Source organism: Rhizobium sp. CB3171 (genome assembly GCF_029714265.1).
GTDB lineage: Bacteria > Pseudomonadota > Alphaproteobacteria > Rhizobiales > Rhizobiaceae > Rhizobium.
Genome location: NZ_CP121655.1, coordinates 133332 through 148588, shown reverse-complemented (window position 1 = coordinate 148588; position 15257 = coordinate 133332). Strand labels below are relative to the sequence as shown.

The 15257-nt window shown below is 55.4% G+C and carries 13 protein-coding genes; 3 read left to right on the top strand and 10 right to left on the bottom strand.

The window, feature by feature from the left end; all coding sequences use genetic code 11:
* Window positions 1-194: 194 nt before the first annotated feature.
* Window positions 195-1364 (bottom strand): polysaccharide biosynthesis/export family protein, encoded by a 1170-nt coding sequence (locus QA648_RS35185; protein WP_283054809.1) that lies wholly within the window; start codon window positions 1362-1364, stop codon window positions 195-197.
* Between the two features lie 323 nt (window positions 1365-1687).
* Here QA648_RS35185 and QA648_RS35180 point away from each other — a divergent pair, with 323 nt between their 5' ends.
* Window positions 1688-3667 (top strand): acyltransferase family protein, encoded by a 1980-nt coding sequence (locus tag QA648_RS35180; RefSeq protein WP_283054808.1) that lies wholly within the window; start codon window positions 1688-1690, stop codon window positions 3665-3667.
* A gap of 339 nt (window positions 3668-4006) precedes the next feature.
* On the opposite strand, the gene QA648_RS35175 is transcribed toward QA648_RS35180, so the two are convergent.
* The 5 genes from QA648_RS35175 to QA648_RS35155 form a co-directional block, all read right to left on the bottom strand.
* Window positions 4007-5659: an IS66 family transposase gene (locus QA648_RS35175; RefSeq protein WP_283054807.1), complete on the bottom strand. Its 1653-nt coding sequence runs from the start codon at window positions 5657-5659 to the stop codon at window positions 4007-4009.
* Window positions 5660-5721: 62 nt separating this feature from the next.
* Entirely contained in the window at window positions 5722-6075 is a 354-nt protein-coding gene (gene tnpB / locus QA648_RS35170; RefSeq protein WP_283054400.1) for an IS66 family insertion sequence element accessory protein TnpB, read from the bottom strand.
* A complete protein-coding gene (locus tag QA648_RS35165) occupies window positions 6072-6515 on the bottom strand; it encodes a transposase (RefSeq protein ID WP_283054806.1) in 444 nt (147 codons plus the stop codon). Before QA648_RS35165 ends, tnpB begins: the two co-directional genes overlap by 4 nt.
* A 164-nt stretch (window positions 6516-6679) precedes the next feature.
* A complete protein-coding gene (locus QA648_RS35160) occupies window positions 6680-6997 on the bottom strand; it encodes a hypothetical protein (RefSeq protein ID WP_283054805.1) in 318 nt (105 codons plus the stop codon).
* A 42-nt stretch (window positions 6998-7039) separates the two neighbouring features.
* Window positions 7040-8482 (bottom strand): O-antigen ligase family protein, encoded by a 1443-nt coding sequence (locus tag QA648_RS35155; RefSeq protein WP_283054804.1) that lies wholly within the window; start codon window positions 8480-8482, stop codon window positions 7040-7042.
* Between the two features lie 159 nt (window positions 8483-8641).
* On the opposite strand from QA648_RS35155, the gene QA648_RS35150 reads away from it, so the two are divergent.
* Entirely contained in the window at window positions 8642-9067 is a 426-nt protein-coding gene (locus QA648_RS35150) for a hypothetical protein (RefSeq protein ID WP_283054803.1), read from the top strand.
* Here the strand turns inward: QA648_RS35150 and QA648_RS35145 are convergent.
* The 4 genes from QA648_RS35145 to galU all read right to left on the bottom strand — a co-directional run bounded on the left by QA648_RS35145 (window position 9033) and on the right by galU (window position 13451).
* The gene (locus QA648_RS35145; RefSeq protein WP_283054802.1) at window positions 9033-10136 is read right to left on the bottom strand and encodes an endo-1,4-beta-xylanase; all 1104 of its coding nucleotides are present in this window, start codon (window positions 10134-10136) and stop codon (window positions 9033-9035) included. The two genes, QA648_RS35150 and QA648_RS35145, sit on opposite strands and share 35 nt — an antisense overlap.
* Window positions 10137-10348: 212 nt before the next feature.
* Window positions 10349-11029 (bottom strand): sugar transferase, encoded by a 681-nt coding sequence (locus QA648_RS35140; protein WP_349254340.1) that lies wholly within the window; start codon window positions 11027-11029, stop codon window positions 10349-10351.
* Between the two features lie 211 nt (window positions 11030-11240).
* Window positions 11241-12026, bottom strand: a complete 786-nt coding sequence (locus QA648_RS35135; protein ID WP_283054801.1) for a WecB/TagA/CpsF family glycosyltransferase — start codon at window positions 12024-12026, stop codon at window positions 11241-11243.
* Window positions 12027-12566: 540 nt separating this feature from the next.
* Window positions 12567-13451, bottom strand: a complete 885-nt coding sequence (galU, locus tag QA648_RS35130) for a UTP--glucose-1-phosphate uridylyltransferase GalU (protein WP_283054800.1) — start codon at window positions 13449-13451, stop codon at window positions 12567-12569.
* Window positions 13452-14517: 1066 nt separating this feature from the next.
* Here galU and QA648_RS35125 point away from each other — a divergent pair.
* Window positions 14518-15216, top strand: a complete 699-nt coding sequence (locus QA648_RS35125; RefSeq protein ID WP_283054799.1) for a glycoside hydrolase family 16 protein — start codon at window positions 14518-14520, stop codon at window positions 15214-15216.
* Window positions 15217-15257 lie beyond the last annotated feature (41 nt).

Below are 15257 nucleotides of genomic sequence, written 5' to 3'. Positions count from 1 at the left end.
ACCCGCCTGCCAACTCGAATACCCGTTGGGCTAGGCTGGCAGCCGTAGCCTTCTTATGCGGACGCTTCTTAGCCAAGGCATCAATCTAACCAGATTGCGCCTCAACCTTTCATATGGAGAGCGAACACTTAGCTTCTTATTGCACCCTCACCTGCCCCGGGGCCACATGTGCCCCGGTGGCGGCGAAGGCTCTACTACTTACCGACGTTACTAGCCTGGTTCGCAGTCGACGCGGCCAAATTCAGAATGTTCAGGAGCTTTACCGTGTCGACGGAATCCGAATTTGACACGAAAATCACATCTTTATCCTGCATGGCGAATTTCTGCGCTACGAACATCCCGGCCGGATCACGAAGATTGGCCCGGAATACGACCGGAACCGTATCACCAGCGAAGCGGGACACATCAATACCCATGACTTGCAATTGCTGCCGGGCCACGGGACGATATACATAGACCTGCGACGGATTGGCCCGACTGTCGAGAAGACCACCAGCCTTACCGAGGGCATCACTGAGAGTGAGATTGCTGTCGGCGAAGTCAAATCGACCATTCTCGCCTGATGCGCCGAAAATCGTGTAGGTCCGGCGCTTGTGGTCGGCAATGACGGTGTCGCCGGCAGAGAGATAGATGTTTTCGGCTGGGTTTGCGAGGAGCGCGCGGTAGGCGATGGTTGCATTGCGGCCGCGGCGCTGCACCGTGATATCCGTTTCCATACCAGCCTCTGACAGGCCACCGGCCTGCGAGATCGCATCCAGCACGCGCTCGCCTGCAGCCGTGAGTTCGAATTTTGCCGGGCCCTTAACATCGCCGACGACGGAAAACTGGCTTGAGCGGCTCGTCACTGTCGTCAGAACAACCTGAGGCTCGATGGCGCGACTCTTGAGCTTTTCGGCGATTGCGTTCTCGACATCTTCCTTCCGGCGCCCTGCCGCGGCAACGGGACCAGCGAACGGCACACTAATCTTTCCGTCCCGATCAATAGTCTGGTTGGGAAGCGTCACGTAGTTTCCGGGCCTGCTTCCCGCATCGCTCGGAATGAACAGCCCTCCGGACTGCGCTTCGAAGATCGATACCTGCACCACGTCGCCGTAACCGAGTGGCACGCCTGCCGGACCACTCCTTCCACTGCCGAAAGTACCCTGCAACGAAGTCGGGGCGCTTGACTGGAGATATCCGATGCTGCCTCGGTTCAGATCGACCAGCGCATAGTCAATGCCGACTTTCTTATCCCTGGCAGTAACTGTGAGACTTGCCTTATAGGCAACCTCATGGCCATCGGGCCCCGACTGGGGAAGTGATGTGCAACTGGACAAAGCGAGTAAAAATACCAGGGAAACCCCCCGCCCTACAACTTTATTCATACTCTTATAAAACCCATCAAATTAGTTGCTAAGCCATTACCAAAGGAGTTCTATAAAGGCTAGTGCACTGCAATATGTTTGGCGATATTGGTAAATGACGGGTCCCCAATGTGGCAATGAAACAACAGGTAAATATTAGAAAAATATAGAATATCGATCAGCCACTTGCACTCGTTGCAGTTTTCGCTAAGCAAAAAACTGTGCATTGCGCCTCTCGCGTGGATGCGAAGCGAACGATATAGCAATCCTTAGTGTCCCTTCGAAAATTTTGACTTTTGCGGCAGCAACAGAGATTGGCTGCCCAAGAAGAGAGTGCTTTCTTAATGTCCAACGAGCAGACAGCGGCCAACCTTGAAGCGACCGTTTCTTTCGGACCAAGGGATGGGATCGGCAGAACTCTTCATGAGGTCAAGAAGGCCAACGGCGTACCGCACGGCAATTATCGCGGAGACATCGACGGCTTGAGAGCTATCGCCGTTGGGGTGGTGCTCCTCTATCACACTGGCGTAACACCGCTGCGAGGCGGCTTCATAGGCGTGGATATATTCTTCGTCATTTCCGGCTATCTGATCACGCGGCTTCTTCGCGCTGATCTCAACGCCAGTGCGTTTCGAATCAGCACATTCTATGAACGGCGCATCCTACGGATTTTTCCAGCATTGTTCAGCGTCACCGCCGCAACACTCGTCGCCGCCCCGTTCATCCTGTTTCCCGCTGAATTGAGAACGACAGCGCAAACGGCCATTTCCGCACTCGCATCTGCCTCCAATCTCTATCTACTTGGCTCTAGCGGTTACTTCGGTGCTGACACGCTGTCGCAGCCTCTGCTGCATACCTGGTCACTTGGCGTCGAGGAGCAGTTCTACTTGGTGTTCCCGCTGCTAATGATTCTTCTCGTCCGTCTGCCGGTTCGCGTAGCACGATGGACGATCGCCGTCATTTTTCTGGCTAGCCTCGGCGCTGGTATCGCTCTCGCCTACGTCAACAGGGATTATGCCTACTATTTTCCGCTGACACGTGCTTGGGAACTCTTGACGGGGGCGCTAATCGCCTTTGTCCCCGCAATCAGATTCGGTTCGCGGATCGCCGAAGTTGCGACGGCTTGCGCCTTGGCGCTTCTGCTTGCCTGCGCGGTAAAATTTCATTCCGGCTTGGCATTTCCGGGTTTCTATGCGGTCGCGCCTTGCCTTGCCGTGGCAACCATCATCTTATTCGGTCGCCACAACAAACCGCGGGTAAACGCGCTTCTTGCTAGCCCACCCTTTGCGTGGTTTGGCAAGATCTCCTATTCTGTCTACCTGTGGCATTGGCCTATTCTGATCTACTATCAGCTTGCAACTGGGCGGCTCCTGAGCGTAGGGGAAGCCATCGGTTTATGCATTGCGATCACGGCGATCGGGGCTTTGTCTTGGCGCTACATTGAACAACCCTTCAGAAGCCGGAGAATTCTCAGGCGCCGCTCGCAAATATGGGGTGGAGCGCTTCTCGGCTTCCTCCTACTTTGTGCTGCGGGAGCCAGCCTCTCGTTGCTGTCCATCCGTCAACCGTCGAACGAAGGCGAGCGTCTTGCCGCTTATCTCGACTATGACGAAAATCCCATCTATCGCCGCGGTAGCTGCTTCTTGTTCGGCCACATTGACTCCGTAGGGGTCTTTCACCGTGACCAATGCCTCACCGCCTCCACAACAGAGCCGAATGTCCTTCTCGTCGGCGACAGCCATGCCGCCCATCTCTGGCAGGGCCTCAACGAGACGTTGAGGGACATGAACGTCATGCAGGCGACGGCCACAGGATGCAAGCCTGTGCTCACCATGCGGGGAGAGCGTGGCTGTACTGGCCTGATGGATATGGTCTTTAGTGACTATCTTCAGCGGCAGCATGTCGACATTCTAATCCTTTCCGCACGGTGGATCAGCCAGGATACGCCCGATGTTGTTCGCACCGTAGAGGCATTCCGCGGCAAGGTTGGCAAGATCATCGTTTTCGGCCCAATCGTCGAATACTATCACGCTCTTCCGCGTCTGCTCGGTCAGGCCTTCTGGAGAGACGATCCCGCTATCCTCGTAAGAGGCCGCAACAACGAGCAGAGTGGTATAGACGAGGAACTAGCGCGCGCGGTTACGGCCGCCGGCGGTTCCTATATTTCCACTTATTCAATGCTTTGTCCGAAAAACGGGGACGCGTGTACGACGTCGACAGGTGGTGTGCCAGTCCAATGGGACTACGGGCATTTGACAGCTGAGGGTTCGGCGCTCGTCGCAACGCGGGCAGCCGAAACGGGTCTACTGACGGTCAGGCACTGACTCCCATTGAAGCGATCATCACGGCGCGCCCGCCCGGTGGCAAGGCCGTGCGAATTATGGACTAATGGCGCGATGTGGCCGAATTTGCAGCTGATACCGACGTTCAGCGACTAGAATTCATCGGCCCACTTTCTTTGTCCGTTTGACATGATACGCCAAGGCTGGCTTTGCCTTGAAGACACGGTTTGAGAGCCGGTTTTTGCGCATAACTGCCGAAGGTTTTCGACCGGGTGGAATTCGGGCGTATGCGGCGTCCACGCCCCATCGATTTTTCAGTTGCGGCAACCTGAGGCCGATTTTCGGCCGTCAAATGAGCTCACCGAAGAGTACCTGACGAGCTCATTGTGAGGGCTTGGTGCGGGCGGCATGGGCCCATGGCATCAGGGCATCGATGTCTTCGGCGAGGTGGCCGTTTGCGAGGCGGGTGAAGAGGTCGCACAGATAGGCGTAGGGTTCAACGCTGTTCATTTTACAAGTGCCGATCAGGCTGGCAAACCGGGCCCAGTTGCGGCCCCCTTCATCGTGCCCCGCAAAGAGCGCATTGCGGCGATTCATGGCGGGTCGGCGGATCGCGTTTTCCACCAGGTTGGAGTCGATATCGACGTGGCCGTCGTCCAGGAACAGCCGGAATCCGGCCTGTCGCGTCAGCATATAGGCCAGGGCTTTTCCGAGGTCAGACTTGCGTGAGACGCGCTTGGCTTGCGCTGCCAGCCAGGTGAAGAACTCGTCCACCAGCGGGAGGGACAGGTCCTGTCGAACTGCCCGGCGATGCTCGTGATCGCAACCCCGGATACGGCCTTCGATCTTGTAGAGCGCGGCGATCCGCACCAGCGCCTCGTCGACGATCGGCGATCCACTCTTTGGCGTGGCCTTGATCAGCTTTCTGCGCCCGTGCGCCCAACAGAAAGCCAGCTTCAATGGATCGCCACCCATCCGGTCCGACGTGGCGAGGTGAGAGTAACCACCGTAGGCATCCACCTGGATTGTCCCGTTGAACCCGTCGAGGATTTCAGCGGCATATTCGCCTTTACGCCCGGGCCGATAATGGAACACCACGCCCGGCGGCGCAGAACCGTTCCAGCCGCGGTCGTCACGCAACACGGCCCAGAGATAGCCGGTCTTCGTCTTGCCTCGCCCCGGATCAAGAACCGGAGCTGTTGTCTCGTCGACATAGAGCCGCGTGCTTTCAAACAGCAGCCTTTCGGCCATGTGGTCGACCACCGGTGCGATTTCGCTGCCCGTGCGCCCAAGCCAATCGGAAAGGACCGTGCGGTCGATCGGCACCCCGTGTCGCGCCATGACCTCGGCCTGCCGGTTGAGCGGCATATGTTCGGAATGCTTGGAGACGGCAATCTCAGCCAGAAGGGCTTCCGTCGGCCAGCTCCCTTCCAAGAGATGCGCCGGCGCTCTGGCCTGGACGACGCCCGTTCGACCCTTGGGGCAGGCGTATTTCGGGCGGATCGTGACGATCACCTCGTAGCGTGCCGGAATCCGGTCGAGCCGTTCCGTCCGGTCTTCGCCGATCCGGACCATGTTGCCGCAACCGCAGGGGCAAACGATGCTCTCGGGCTCGATCACTCTCTCGACCCGCGGCAGGTGTTCGGGCAGTGCACGGGCCTTACGCTCCTTGCGAGGGGCGGCCTTGTCCGGATCGGATGCGCTGGCTTCGATCTTTTTCTCGACGGCGGCGATCCGCGCCTGTGTTTCGGCAATCGCCGTTTCAAGGTCTTCCAGCGCCAGTTCCATCTGCGCCGGATCGAGCTTTTCCGATTTCGGCCCGAACTTGGTGCGCCGATAGTCGTGAACCTGACACTCAAGCTTCTCGATCAGTTCCTTCAACTCGGCGATGAAGGCGTCCTTTTCGGCCACCACAGCCTGCTCATGCTGACGTGCAGCACGCTCGACCGACAGTTCGAACTGCATCGCCGCAAAGGCTTTGACCACCTCGGGCGGAAGGTCCGGAAACAGGCTGAGATCAAGGGGCGACGACATGCGGCCTTATAGCAAGGCAGCACAAAAAAGCCAAATAAAACAATGCAAAGACGGCCGGATATTCACCCTGCCGCCGACGGCGCGATCACCCGTTGCGCCATGACCCGTCGCCAGTCAAGACCTTCGAACAAAGCCTCATATTGAGCCCTGGAAAGACGCATCGTCCCATCCTGAACCTTGGGCCAGGCAAAGTTTCCATGTTCAAGAATTTTGTAGGTTAGCACCATTCCGGTGCCATCCCATACCAGGATTTTCAGGCGATCACCGCGCTTCGACCGGAAGATCACCGTCACCCCGGAATGCGGATCGAGCTTCAACTCGGTCTGCACCATCAGAGCCAGCGCCTGATGCCCACAGCGGAAGTCCACCGGCCGCGTTGCAATCAGGATCGGCAGTCGTTGGCCCGCGACGATCATGCCGTCCCTCGCATGGCTCGCACCAGAGCCGCCACACGTTCAACCGGCACATCGCCGGGAACCCGCATCACAACATCCGGGCCGATCTCCAACGTCAAGACCGACGAAACCGCCGCCGGCAGCGGCGGCGCCAAAACATTCACAGCCGCGCTCGGCTCTGCCGCAATCGCCAAAGGCACAAATGCAGGCTCGGCATCGCCGCTCTCCGACTGGCCCGACATAGTCTCAAAAGGCAACGCCAGAATGCCCTCGCGCACTTGCCGGCGCCACAAGGAAAGCTGGTGCGCAACAACGTCATGACGGCGCGCGACATCAACAACACGAACACCAGGCTCAAGGCTTTCCGCCACGATCCGCGCCTTCACATCATCCGGCCAACGCCGGTTTCCGCGGCGCGGCTCGACAACTTCGTAGCGCCCAACAAATCCATCATCTGCCATGCAAATCTCCAGATAGTCCTGGAAACCTTCTCGCACACGCGGCAAGCCTCAAAATACAGCCAATTCAATGGGGCGGAGACGGCGCTTACATTCGGGCCGACTTTGGTGCCAGTAGCAGAATTGTGATGTTTCCGAGCGCGGTGAGATTGATCGACATGTGCCATTCAGCCTGATCCATCAGAAGGTCTGCGTTGTCCGCCACACTGTTTGATATCAATCAGGGGCTGGTTCATGGCACAGGTATCGCACCAAGGCATGACGAGTGCGGCAGTCTTGCCCAGTTGTGAGCAGATCGCGCCAAAGATATAGCCGAACCTTGATCGTTGATTATAGTGAGCCGAAGGCCTCGTCCCGTGCTCGTGGCTCTTCATTTTCATTTCGGCGAATGCCGCAGGCAAGCCGATTGGCGTCGGATCGGCTACTCGGAAATTCTGACCAAACACCGATACTGCCAAGCAGGAGGCCGCCACTTGTGCGGCCATTTCACCCCACACCCAATGATTGGGCGGTGTAGGGTGCCCGGTCTAATACATTGACTGCAGGGCTGGGGAACGAGCGGCGAACGGACCCGATACGATCGGTTCCTTTGCGAGAGGCTTTTTCACGGGGAGCTTAAATGGCCAACTTGTCTGCCTTAGCCAATTCAGATCGCCTCTTTTATATTTCAGGTAGCGCGACTGAACGACTGTAATGGCCACCACCACAAGAATCCAACTTTGCTTCTCCGGGGAAAAGAACTGGCTTTCGGTCAGGTTCTGCAAAATGCCAAAGAACCACATCGCGAAAAGCATGCTGTTGAGTTTGTAATTGTTCGGCTTTGGGTTGGCAAATCTGTAGAAAGGCAAGATCACCAGAGCCGCAATCGCCAACAACAACCCGATTATCCCGGTGGTCGCCAACACCTCCAGAAACCCGTTGTGCGACGTCCCAAGACGCAAGATAAATGGCAGGACGGCATACCGATATATCGGAGCGCTGTCCCCGATACCCCAGAAAGATCCGTAGCCAGAACCTAACCATGGGTGATCTCGGATATAGGGAATCATAGACTGCCAAATCGCGACACGCCCGGTCAGATTGTCCCAGTTGTTAAAGAAAGCCACGACGTCTGACCAGGAAACTAAAACTAAGACGGCGATGAAGGCCATAACAAAAGCCATCAAAGAGCTGAAAAGGGGCGCCGCCTTACGCGACATGAAGAAATGATAGACGCCTCCCATGCAGATCACGAAGAGAGCAAGGGCAAGAGCCGTTTTTGATCTTGTCCCGATCAGAAAGACGACAGTCAAAATCAAGAGGAACCAATCGAGCTTTCTGCCCCGGGAAATACCGTGGTAGAGGAACAATATTGAGGCGTGAACGGCGACTGGCCCGGCTGCGTTTTTGTGGGAGAAAATTCCCCTCCACGCTCCTGCCACGCTCGGATCTGATTCATCAATTGGATGGATCGAGAACGCAAAAATGGGAATGCTATGCAGCAGAACGGATACTAAGGAGGCGACAATTGCCGCTGCCAAGAACATGTAGACGAGATGGATCGTGCGCCTCGCACCGAGGTGATGGATGGCGACAGTGAACGGCAATAATATCGCATACATCAGAAGGGATCTGCGGATTGATTGCCCGGGTTCGATTGCCCAACTCGAAGACAATATCGCCCAAGCAATTCCCAAATGATAGGCGTGTGAGATTGGCACTGTTATCCTAAAGTTAGAACGATAGAGCGCCAACAACAAGGTTACGGCGATAACAGTGCTGTAGATAAGCTGGCGAAACGGATTCCCGTCGGCAGTAACGACAGCTTCTTGCTTATCTAAAATGCTATCCGTGGCGGTGTAGACTATGCCCACCATTACGTCGAATAGAATGTAGAGAAAAACGAGCGAGAAAATTGCATTTGCGAACCCGTCATCACTCGCACCGCGAGCGATCCAAGATGGCGGCCGCCGATATCTCTGCAACAACATTCTACTTAGCCCAATCTACATTTACTCCGAACTACTTCTTCAATCACGGCAGTAGCGTCATTTCAAGACGCTTCCTTGGTGCCTCGAAGATATCTTTCTACAACACAACCGTCGTCGCGGAGACCGCCGCTCCCCAACCTCGTAAGCAAGGAGCGGCAGTTGGGCTACAACTCTCCGATCTTTCAAACGGCAAAAACATTGTTTATTCAGCAGATCGGTCATTCGCACAGTGGATATATCGAGATTCTACTCACGACAGGGGTCATTGGGCTTTTTCTTGCGCTCATCGCTCTGCTGATCATGCCATATTATCGGTTTGTTACGGCGATTCCTGCCGACGCGTTGCTCTATCCCATGCTGTTTTCAATCTGGCTCTTTGGGATGCTTCAGAATCTAAGCGAGAGCCAATTCTTCTCTCCGGACAAGCAGAGCTGGATTTTTGTTGTTATTGCGATAGTGATTGTCCACACCCGTCACGTCGCCGCGTTGCGAGGTCATGTCGGTTGGCTTCAAAGCACTGCTTGGATGCCTATGCGTGGCGGAACTCGGCTTACTTCGCTCGGAGTCCATACGAGGCGAGCATAGTGTCGACCAAGCGTTTCGGTTGATAATTGACGTCAAAAGGAAGCGATCTACATAGTTGGCCGTCAGCCCGTTGATATTTGGGGGTGGAGTTCAACCAAGAGTACTTATCGGTTATTCCCCAGGTAATGCATCCCAGAGTATGCGGCTTGCTGAAGGCAACATTCAGAAAGCGTTTTGCTAGGGATGCGATAGCATCATCTCTCTGCTCTGGATCGGCAGGCCCATCACTGTCTGCCAAATCCATTTCTGTGATCATAACCTTGAGACCTCTCGAACCAATCTCATCCAGGAATTGAGAAAAGACCTCGTCGCTATAGGCAGTGCGAAACGTCTTTAAATGGGCCTGGATCCCGACAGCTTCGACCGGGACGTTTCGCTTAAGCAGCCGATCAAGGAGGTCCAAGGTTCCTTTCCGGATGTTGGCACTCCATCGTTCATTAGCTTCAGTATTAAGCTCGTTCAAAAATAGTATCGCATCCGGATCGGCTTGTTTAGCAGCGTGAAAAGCGATGTCGATGTAGCTCTCGCCGAATGCCTTATACCAAGGCGAGCTCGTTCGCATGAACCCAGGAGCTCTGTCCTCGATGTTGATTACCTCATTCACGACGTCCCAAGAGTGAACTCGGCCGCGATAGCGCTTTGCTACGGTCGAAATGTAGTCAGTGATGATCGTGTCGCGGGGCTTCTGATCGAGCGCGTCGATCAGCCACTCCGGCATTGCATCGTGCCAAACGAATGTGTGGCCACGCATCTTCTGGCCGTTCTTCTGCGCAAACCGAAAAATGGTATCCGCTGCGTTGAAATCATAACGGTCCGGCGCGGGCTGGAGTGCCTTACGTTTTGTTTCCGCTTCACATACTAAGATGGAGGCTTGCTTTGCTAGGAGGTCTGCATATTGCTCGTCTACAGTGAGAAACTTGGCGGCGGCGGCCGAACCGTAAAGCAGACCGGTTTTGTCTGCCGCATCGCGAAGGGCCCGCTGGCCTTGCGCCGTAGTAGGTGTGGCGACAAGGTGGGCGGCGACACCGGCAGCGACTGTCATGAACGAGCGTCGGGTAAATGCGGGCATAATAGATCCCAAATCAAAATCTTTGCGTGAGAGTAGAAGGATCAGTCTTCCGAAGCCACAAATGCACCAATGGGTGGGCGTGAGCAAATTACTGCGAGCCGCTTCTTTTTACGCGCCCAGGCGGGGTCGGGATCAAATTGAACCAGCCACCACGGATCTGCAAGTCCGTCGCCATCGAAGCGAGCGAACATGCTCGACGCTGCGGTCGGGATTTAGAAGCCCTTACCGCCCCGCAGCTCTGACAGTAGAGTGCCGAACAAAATCTTGATATCGAGCAGAATCGAGAAGTTCTCGATATAAAAGAGATCAGAGACGATGCGTGCCTTAGCTTTTGCTGGGCGGTCTGTTGGGCCGCGCAAGCCGCGCATCTGAGCCAGGCCGGTCAGGCCCGGCCTAACCACATGCCGCCTATGGTACTCAGGGACGAGCTCTTCATAAAGCATGCCCCCGGCGAGCATTCCAATCGCATGGCATCGCGGCCCGACCAGGGACATGTCGCCGCGCAACACGTTCCATATCTGCGGGAGTTCGTCGAGATTCGTGCGTCGCAGGAAGGCGCCGACTTTAGTGATTCTGGGATCGCCGCGTACCGTCTGTGCGACACCGGTCGGATCACCAAGATCTGTCCGCATGGAACGGAACTTAAGAACTCGGATCTTCTTTCCATCCTTTCCCCAACGCATTTGTGCGAAGAGTGGCGAACCCTTGCTCTCAAGGCGAATGATGATAGCGATCACGACGAGAAGCGGAGCAAACAGCAGGAGCGCAGTCAAAGAAATGCAGATGTCCATCGCCCGCTTGCAGGCGAAATGCCAACGTCGCTTATCAAGACCCGACTTCGCCCGGGAGGACACGACGTCGGGCGATTGCCCTTGGCCGTAGGCGACCATCATACCAGACGCGAACTGATTCGGCCTATCCCGATTTTGGACTGCAGTATACACTGGAAACTCCATCGCGAAATGTGTGCTATCTATATGATTTTGTTATACAATATAATGACAGAAGTCATTTCGAATGTTAGTAACTGGTTAACGCGCAGGCCGCTTTTCGCTGCAGTTGCGTGCGGCTTTAGCTCCCGCTACGTGGCCTGCGAGTCACATCTCAACTTGAGGACTTGAGTTGGGCTGTGCTCAGCTCGGTGGTGCGCAGCAGAAGAAGTAAAAGTGCGACCGGTGTTGTCGAAAGATAACGCCAAAACAGCTTCTTCGGCTGGGTCAGCATCCTATGAAGCCACTCCGTTCCGGTCTGCTGCATCCACACCGGCGCGCGGCTATAGGCGCCGGTAACGTAATTAAAGCAGCCGCCGCAGGTGACCAACCAGCCTACTTTGAGCCGATGTTTGTTTCGCACACAAAAGGCCTGCTCCTTCGGCTTGCCGAGGCCGACCCAGACGATGTGGGCGCCCGAGGCATTGATCTCGGCGCAAACGTCCGCTTCTTCGGCCTCGGAAAAATAGCCGTTACGCGTCCCGGCGATCTTCACGCCGGGATAAAGCTTGCGCATCTTGTCTGCGCAGGCCCGCACAACATCGTCGGTGGCGCCGAGAAGAAAGAAGCTCTTCCCGCTCTTCTGAGCGGCCGAGGCGACGTCGTGGAACAGGTCAGTCGTTGCGCTACGCTCTGGAACCGGGGTCTTTGTCATTAGCCTCGATGCCGTCACAAGCGGCTGACCATCGGCATGGACAATATCCGCAGAGTTGAGATTATCGCGGTATGCCTTGTTGAACAGGCACAGCGCCAAACCCTGGCCGTTAATGTCGAATAGCAACTTCGTAGCATCGTTGTTACGCAGGTCATGCCCACCAAGCATGAGTTCCACCAGATCGGCACGCGATACACAGTCAGTTGGAACCCCACCAATAATGACCCGTTTAATGTCACCCTTCATTCAAATACCCCGGCATAAAGACAAAAATTAATCCAATCGGAGGTCAAAACTGCTCGTCATGGTTAGTAAGATGTTAATCGAATTAATTACCAAAGAATGTGCTTTCCGCAAGTGCTAACGCCCGGCCTTTTTCGGGTGCATTGCGCAAATCCAATATTCAGTTAACAACTGTGACTTTGTTTCTACGATCTGCAACATCAAACGAAGCATATCTTCGCGTATTATTATAAACTAATACATTGAGAGCGGTAGCATAATTAGAATCCGCTCATTTAAATTCGAATGAGATATCGATTTACTAAGTGTACCGAACCATTCGCGGCGATGGTTCTACAGCCGCGCGTCAATTTACAAACAGTGGCTCTAGAATGAACAACACTTGGGGGCGAGCAGCGGCGAGACGGTCTACACCATGAGCAACGCCTTAATTTGGCGTATAGCCGCTATCTCCGCAGAGTCAGCAACGAGCTGATGGTCCAGGACGAGGCACGAACCTGCTGCAGTCGCAAGCGGTGTCGGCTTGCGACTGCAATGCCGGCTTTAGATATCTCTAACCAGTGCCTTGAACCCATCCTCGATGGTCGGACGGATGTCCGCGCGGGCGAGCGCGAAGGCGACGTTGGCGAGGATGAAGCCATCCTTGGCGCCACAGTCGAAAGTCTGGCCCTGGAAGTGATAGCCGGCGAAATCCTGCTCTTGCGCAAGCTTCAGCATGCCGTCGGTCAACTGGATCTCATTGCCCGCACCGCGCTCCTGGCGTTCCAGGATATGGAAGATCTCCGGCTGCAGGATGTAGCGGCCATTGATGAAGAAGTTCGACGGAGCCGTGCCCTTGGCCGGCTTCTCCACCATTTCGGTGATGCGGAAGCCGCTGCCGATCGTCTCGCCGACGCCGACGATGCCGTATTTATGCGTCTGATCCGGAGCGCATTCCTCGACGGCGATGACGTTGCCGCCGCTATGCTCATAAAGCTCGATCATACCCTTTATGCAGCCCTTTTCGGCACGCATGACCATGTCGGGCAAAAGCAGCGCGAACGGTTCGTCGCCGACGATCTCGCGGGCGCACCAAACGGCATGGCCGAGCCCGAGCGGCTCCTGCTGGCGCGTGAAGCTCGCCGTGCCGGCCTTCGGCAGCAGGCCGTTCAGCAGCGACAGTTCGGCATTCTTGTTGCGCTGGCGCAGCGTGTGCTCGAGTTCGAACTGAATGTCGAAATAGTCCTCGATGACATGCTTGCTGCGGCCGGTCACGAACACGAAATGCTCGATGCCAGCTTCCATCGCCTCGTCGACGACGTACTGAATCACCGGCTTGTCGACGACGGTCAGCATCTCCTTCGGCACCGCCTTGGTCGCCGGCAAGAACCGCGTCCCTAGTCCGGCGACCGGAAATACTGCCTTACGAACTCTTTTGTGGCCTGCCATAAATGATCCTTAAACCTTGCGAAGGGACGGTCCGGCGAGGCACAACCTGTGAGACTGCCAGGACGACTTAAATCGTTTTAGAATCAAGTCGCGAAGAAATTCAAGGGGCGATTCTGGAAGCCACCAATATAAATCCAGGATAGTTCGATTTTCTATACTTTGCTAATTACAAATTTTCTGCGCCATAAGGCTATTATATTAATTTCGAGATATCTAAATAAGTATGGCTCAACGCCGCCGCGCACTAGATCTCTATTCGGCTCCCAAACGCGACCGCTAAAACTACCGTGTACTCGCGGTCTGCTGTTGGTCGATCCCAGGCTGGATCTGATCGATGACCCACTTGCCGCTACCTACTATACCGCTCCACATCGCAACAGAAACGCCAATTGCCACTAGCAGGTTTTTCAATCTCGAGCTCAATGTCGTTCTCCTAGGCCAATGGACTGGCACCCGTGTCGCGTTGAGCGTTAGGGACAACATCTTACCAATGTGCTTACCGCAACCGCACACCTCGACAATCGGTTAATCGGGAGTGAATATGGAAACGGATACATTCGCCATCGGCACTTTCTGGGTCGGATGCTACGACTGCCTGGGGATTTCGCACTGGCGAAAATGCTTCCGGCACCAGAGATTGATCATACCTGGAGCGCCATCGTCGATCATGTCCCGAAGAAACCGTACCTATGCCCGGCGTGAAAACAGTGATTGTACAATCACAGCCATGAGTGTGACGGGCCAGAACAAATATGCGAGGGCCATTTTCCACGAAGAAACACGCTTTTTCTCGTCGGAACTTGACAGAAGCAGGAAGCCAATACTTAAGAAGACTAGGCCCACCAGCCAGAAAATAAAGACAATGTAAAACATGTGCTACTATTCCTCCCGTATAACACTTATCACATCTTCACGACTTAGCTCCAATGTTAAATCTTGCCAGTGCGGCTGCGGGGCGACCAACGGTTCCGCGGCACGCCTCCCGCTGAGGCAGACAGTGATTCGTTGGCTCCTGGCGCTCCTAGCTCTTTCGACCGCGGTATCGCCTGCCGCAGCCGGCTCCTTCGTGACCGTATGGCAGGACGACTTCAACGGACCACCGGGACGGCCTGACACGACCAAATGGGTTTATGATGTGGGCTCTGGAAATGCGCTCTGGGGAAACAACGAGTATCAGACCTACACCAGCACGATGGACAATGTCAGGCTGGATGGCGCAGGCCACCTCCTTATCACAGCGCGCAAAGAAGCCGACGGACGCTATACATCAGGGAGGATCAAGACGAAGGGACGGTTCAGCCAGAAGTATGGGCGCTTCGAGGTAGAACTGAAGATACCGCGTGGCCCCGGTTTGCTGCCGGCCTTTTGGCTAATGGGCAATGCTGGACAATGGCCAGCGAACGGCGAAATTGACGTAATCGAAAACGTCGGTGAAAACCCTGGCACCGTGTTCGCTAATTTGCATGCACCGGGCTATTCAAGCCCTGGCGAACATGTGGCTGATCAAGCTCTTGCCGAGGGATTTCACAATTACGCAATCGAATGGACCCCGGGGCGAATCCAGTGGTTTTTCGACGGGAAGCTTTTCAAGACCGCCGAGGCAGCCAAACTCCAACCTGGCCAGGCATGGGTTTTTGACGACCAGCCTTTCTATATGATCATCAATGTCGCGATTGGTGGCGATTGGCCTGGCCCGCCGGTCGACAGTGCGTTGCCGCAATCGATGATTGTCGACTGGGTGAAGGTCATGGCCTACCGGCCCTGAGCGATCCTGTGGGCATCTCCGCTTCTATGGCCTATTGGTGA

What these genes read in the sequence shown, in the direction of transcription:
- QA648_RS35185 (WP_283054809.1), bottom strand. Translation starts at nt 1,364, where the DNA reads ATGAATAAAGTTGTAGGGCGGGGGGTTTCCCTGGTATTTTTACTCGCT.
- QA648_RS35180 (WP_283054808.1), top strand. Translation starts at nt 1,688, where the DNA reads ATGTCCAACGAGCAGACAGCGGCCAACCTTGAAGCGACCGTTTCTTTC.
- QA648_RS35175 (WP_283054807.1), bottom strand. Translation starts at nt 5,659, where the DNA reads ATGTCGTCGCCCCTTGATCTCAGCCTGTTTCCGGACCTTCCGCCCGAG.
- tnpB (WP_283054400.1), bottom strand. Translation starts at nt 6,075, where the DNA reads ATGATCGTCGCGGGCCAACGACTGCCGATCCTGATTGCAACGCGGCCG.
- QA648_RS35165 (WP_283054806.1), bottom strand. Translation starts at nt 6,515, where the DNA reads ATGGCAGATGATGGATTTGTTGGGCGCTACGAAGTTGTCGAGCCGCGC.
- QA648_RS35160 (WP_283054805.1), bottom strand. Translation starts at nt 6,997, where the DNA reads ATGGCCGCACAAGTGGCGGCCTCCTGCTTGGCAGTATCGGTGTTTGGT.
- QA648_RS35155 (WP_283054804.1), bottom strand. Translation starts at nt 8,482, where the DNA reads ATGTTGTTGCAGAGATATCGGCGGCCGCCATCTTGGATCGCTCGCGGT.
- QA648_RS35145 (WP_283054802.1), bottom strand. Translation starts at nt 10,136, where the DNA reads ATGCCCGCATTTACCCGACGCTCGTTCATGACAGTCGCTGCCGGTGTC.
- QA648_RS35140 (WP_349254340.1), bottom strand. Translation starts at nt 11,029, where the DNA reads ATGATGGTCGCCTACGGCCAAGGGCAATCGCCCGACGTCGTGTCCTCC.
- QA648_RS35135 (WP_283054801.1), bottom strand. Translation starts at nt 12,026, where the DNA reads ATGAAGGGTGACATTAAACGGGTCATTATTGGTGGGGTTCCAACTGAC.
- galU (WP_283054800.1), bottom strand. Translation starts at nt 13,451, where the DNA reads ATGGCAGGCCACAAAAGAGTTCGTAAGGCAGTATTTCCGGTCGCCGGA.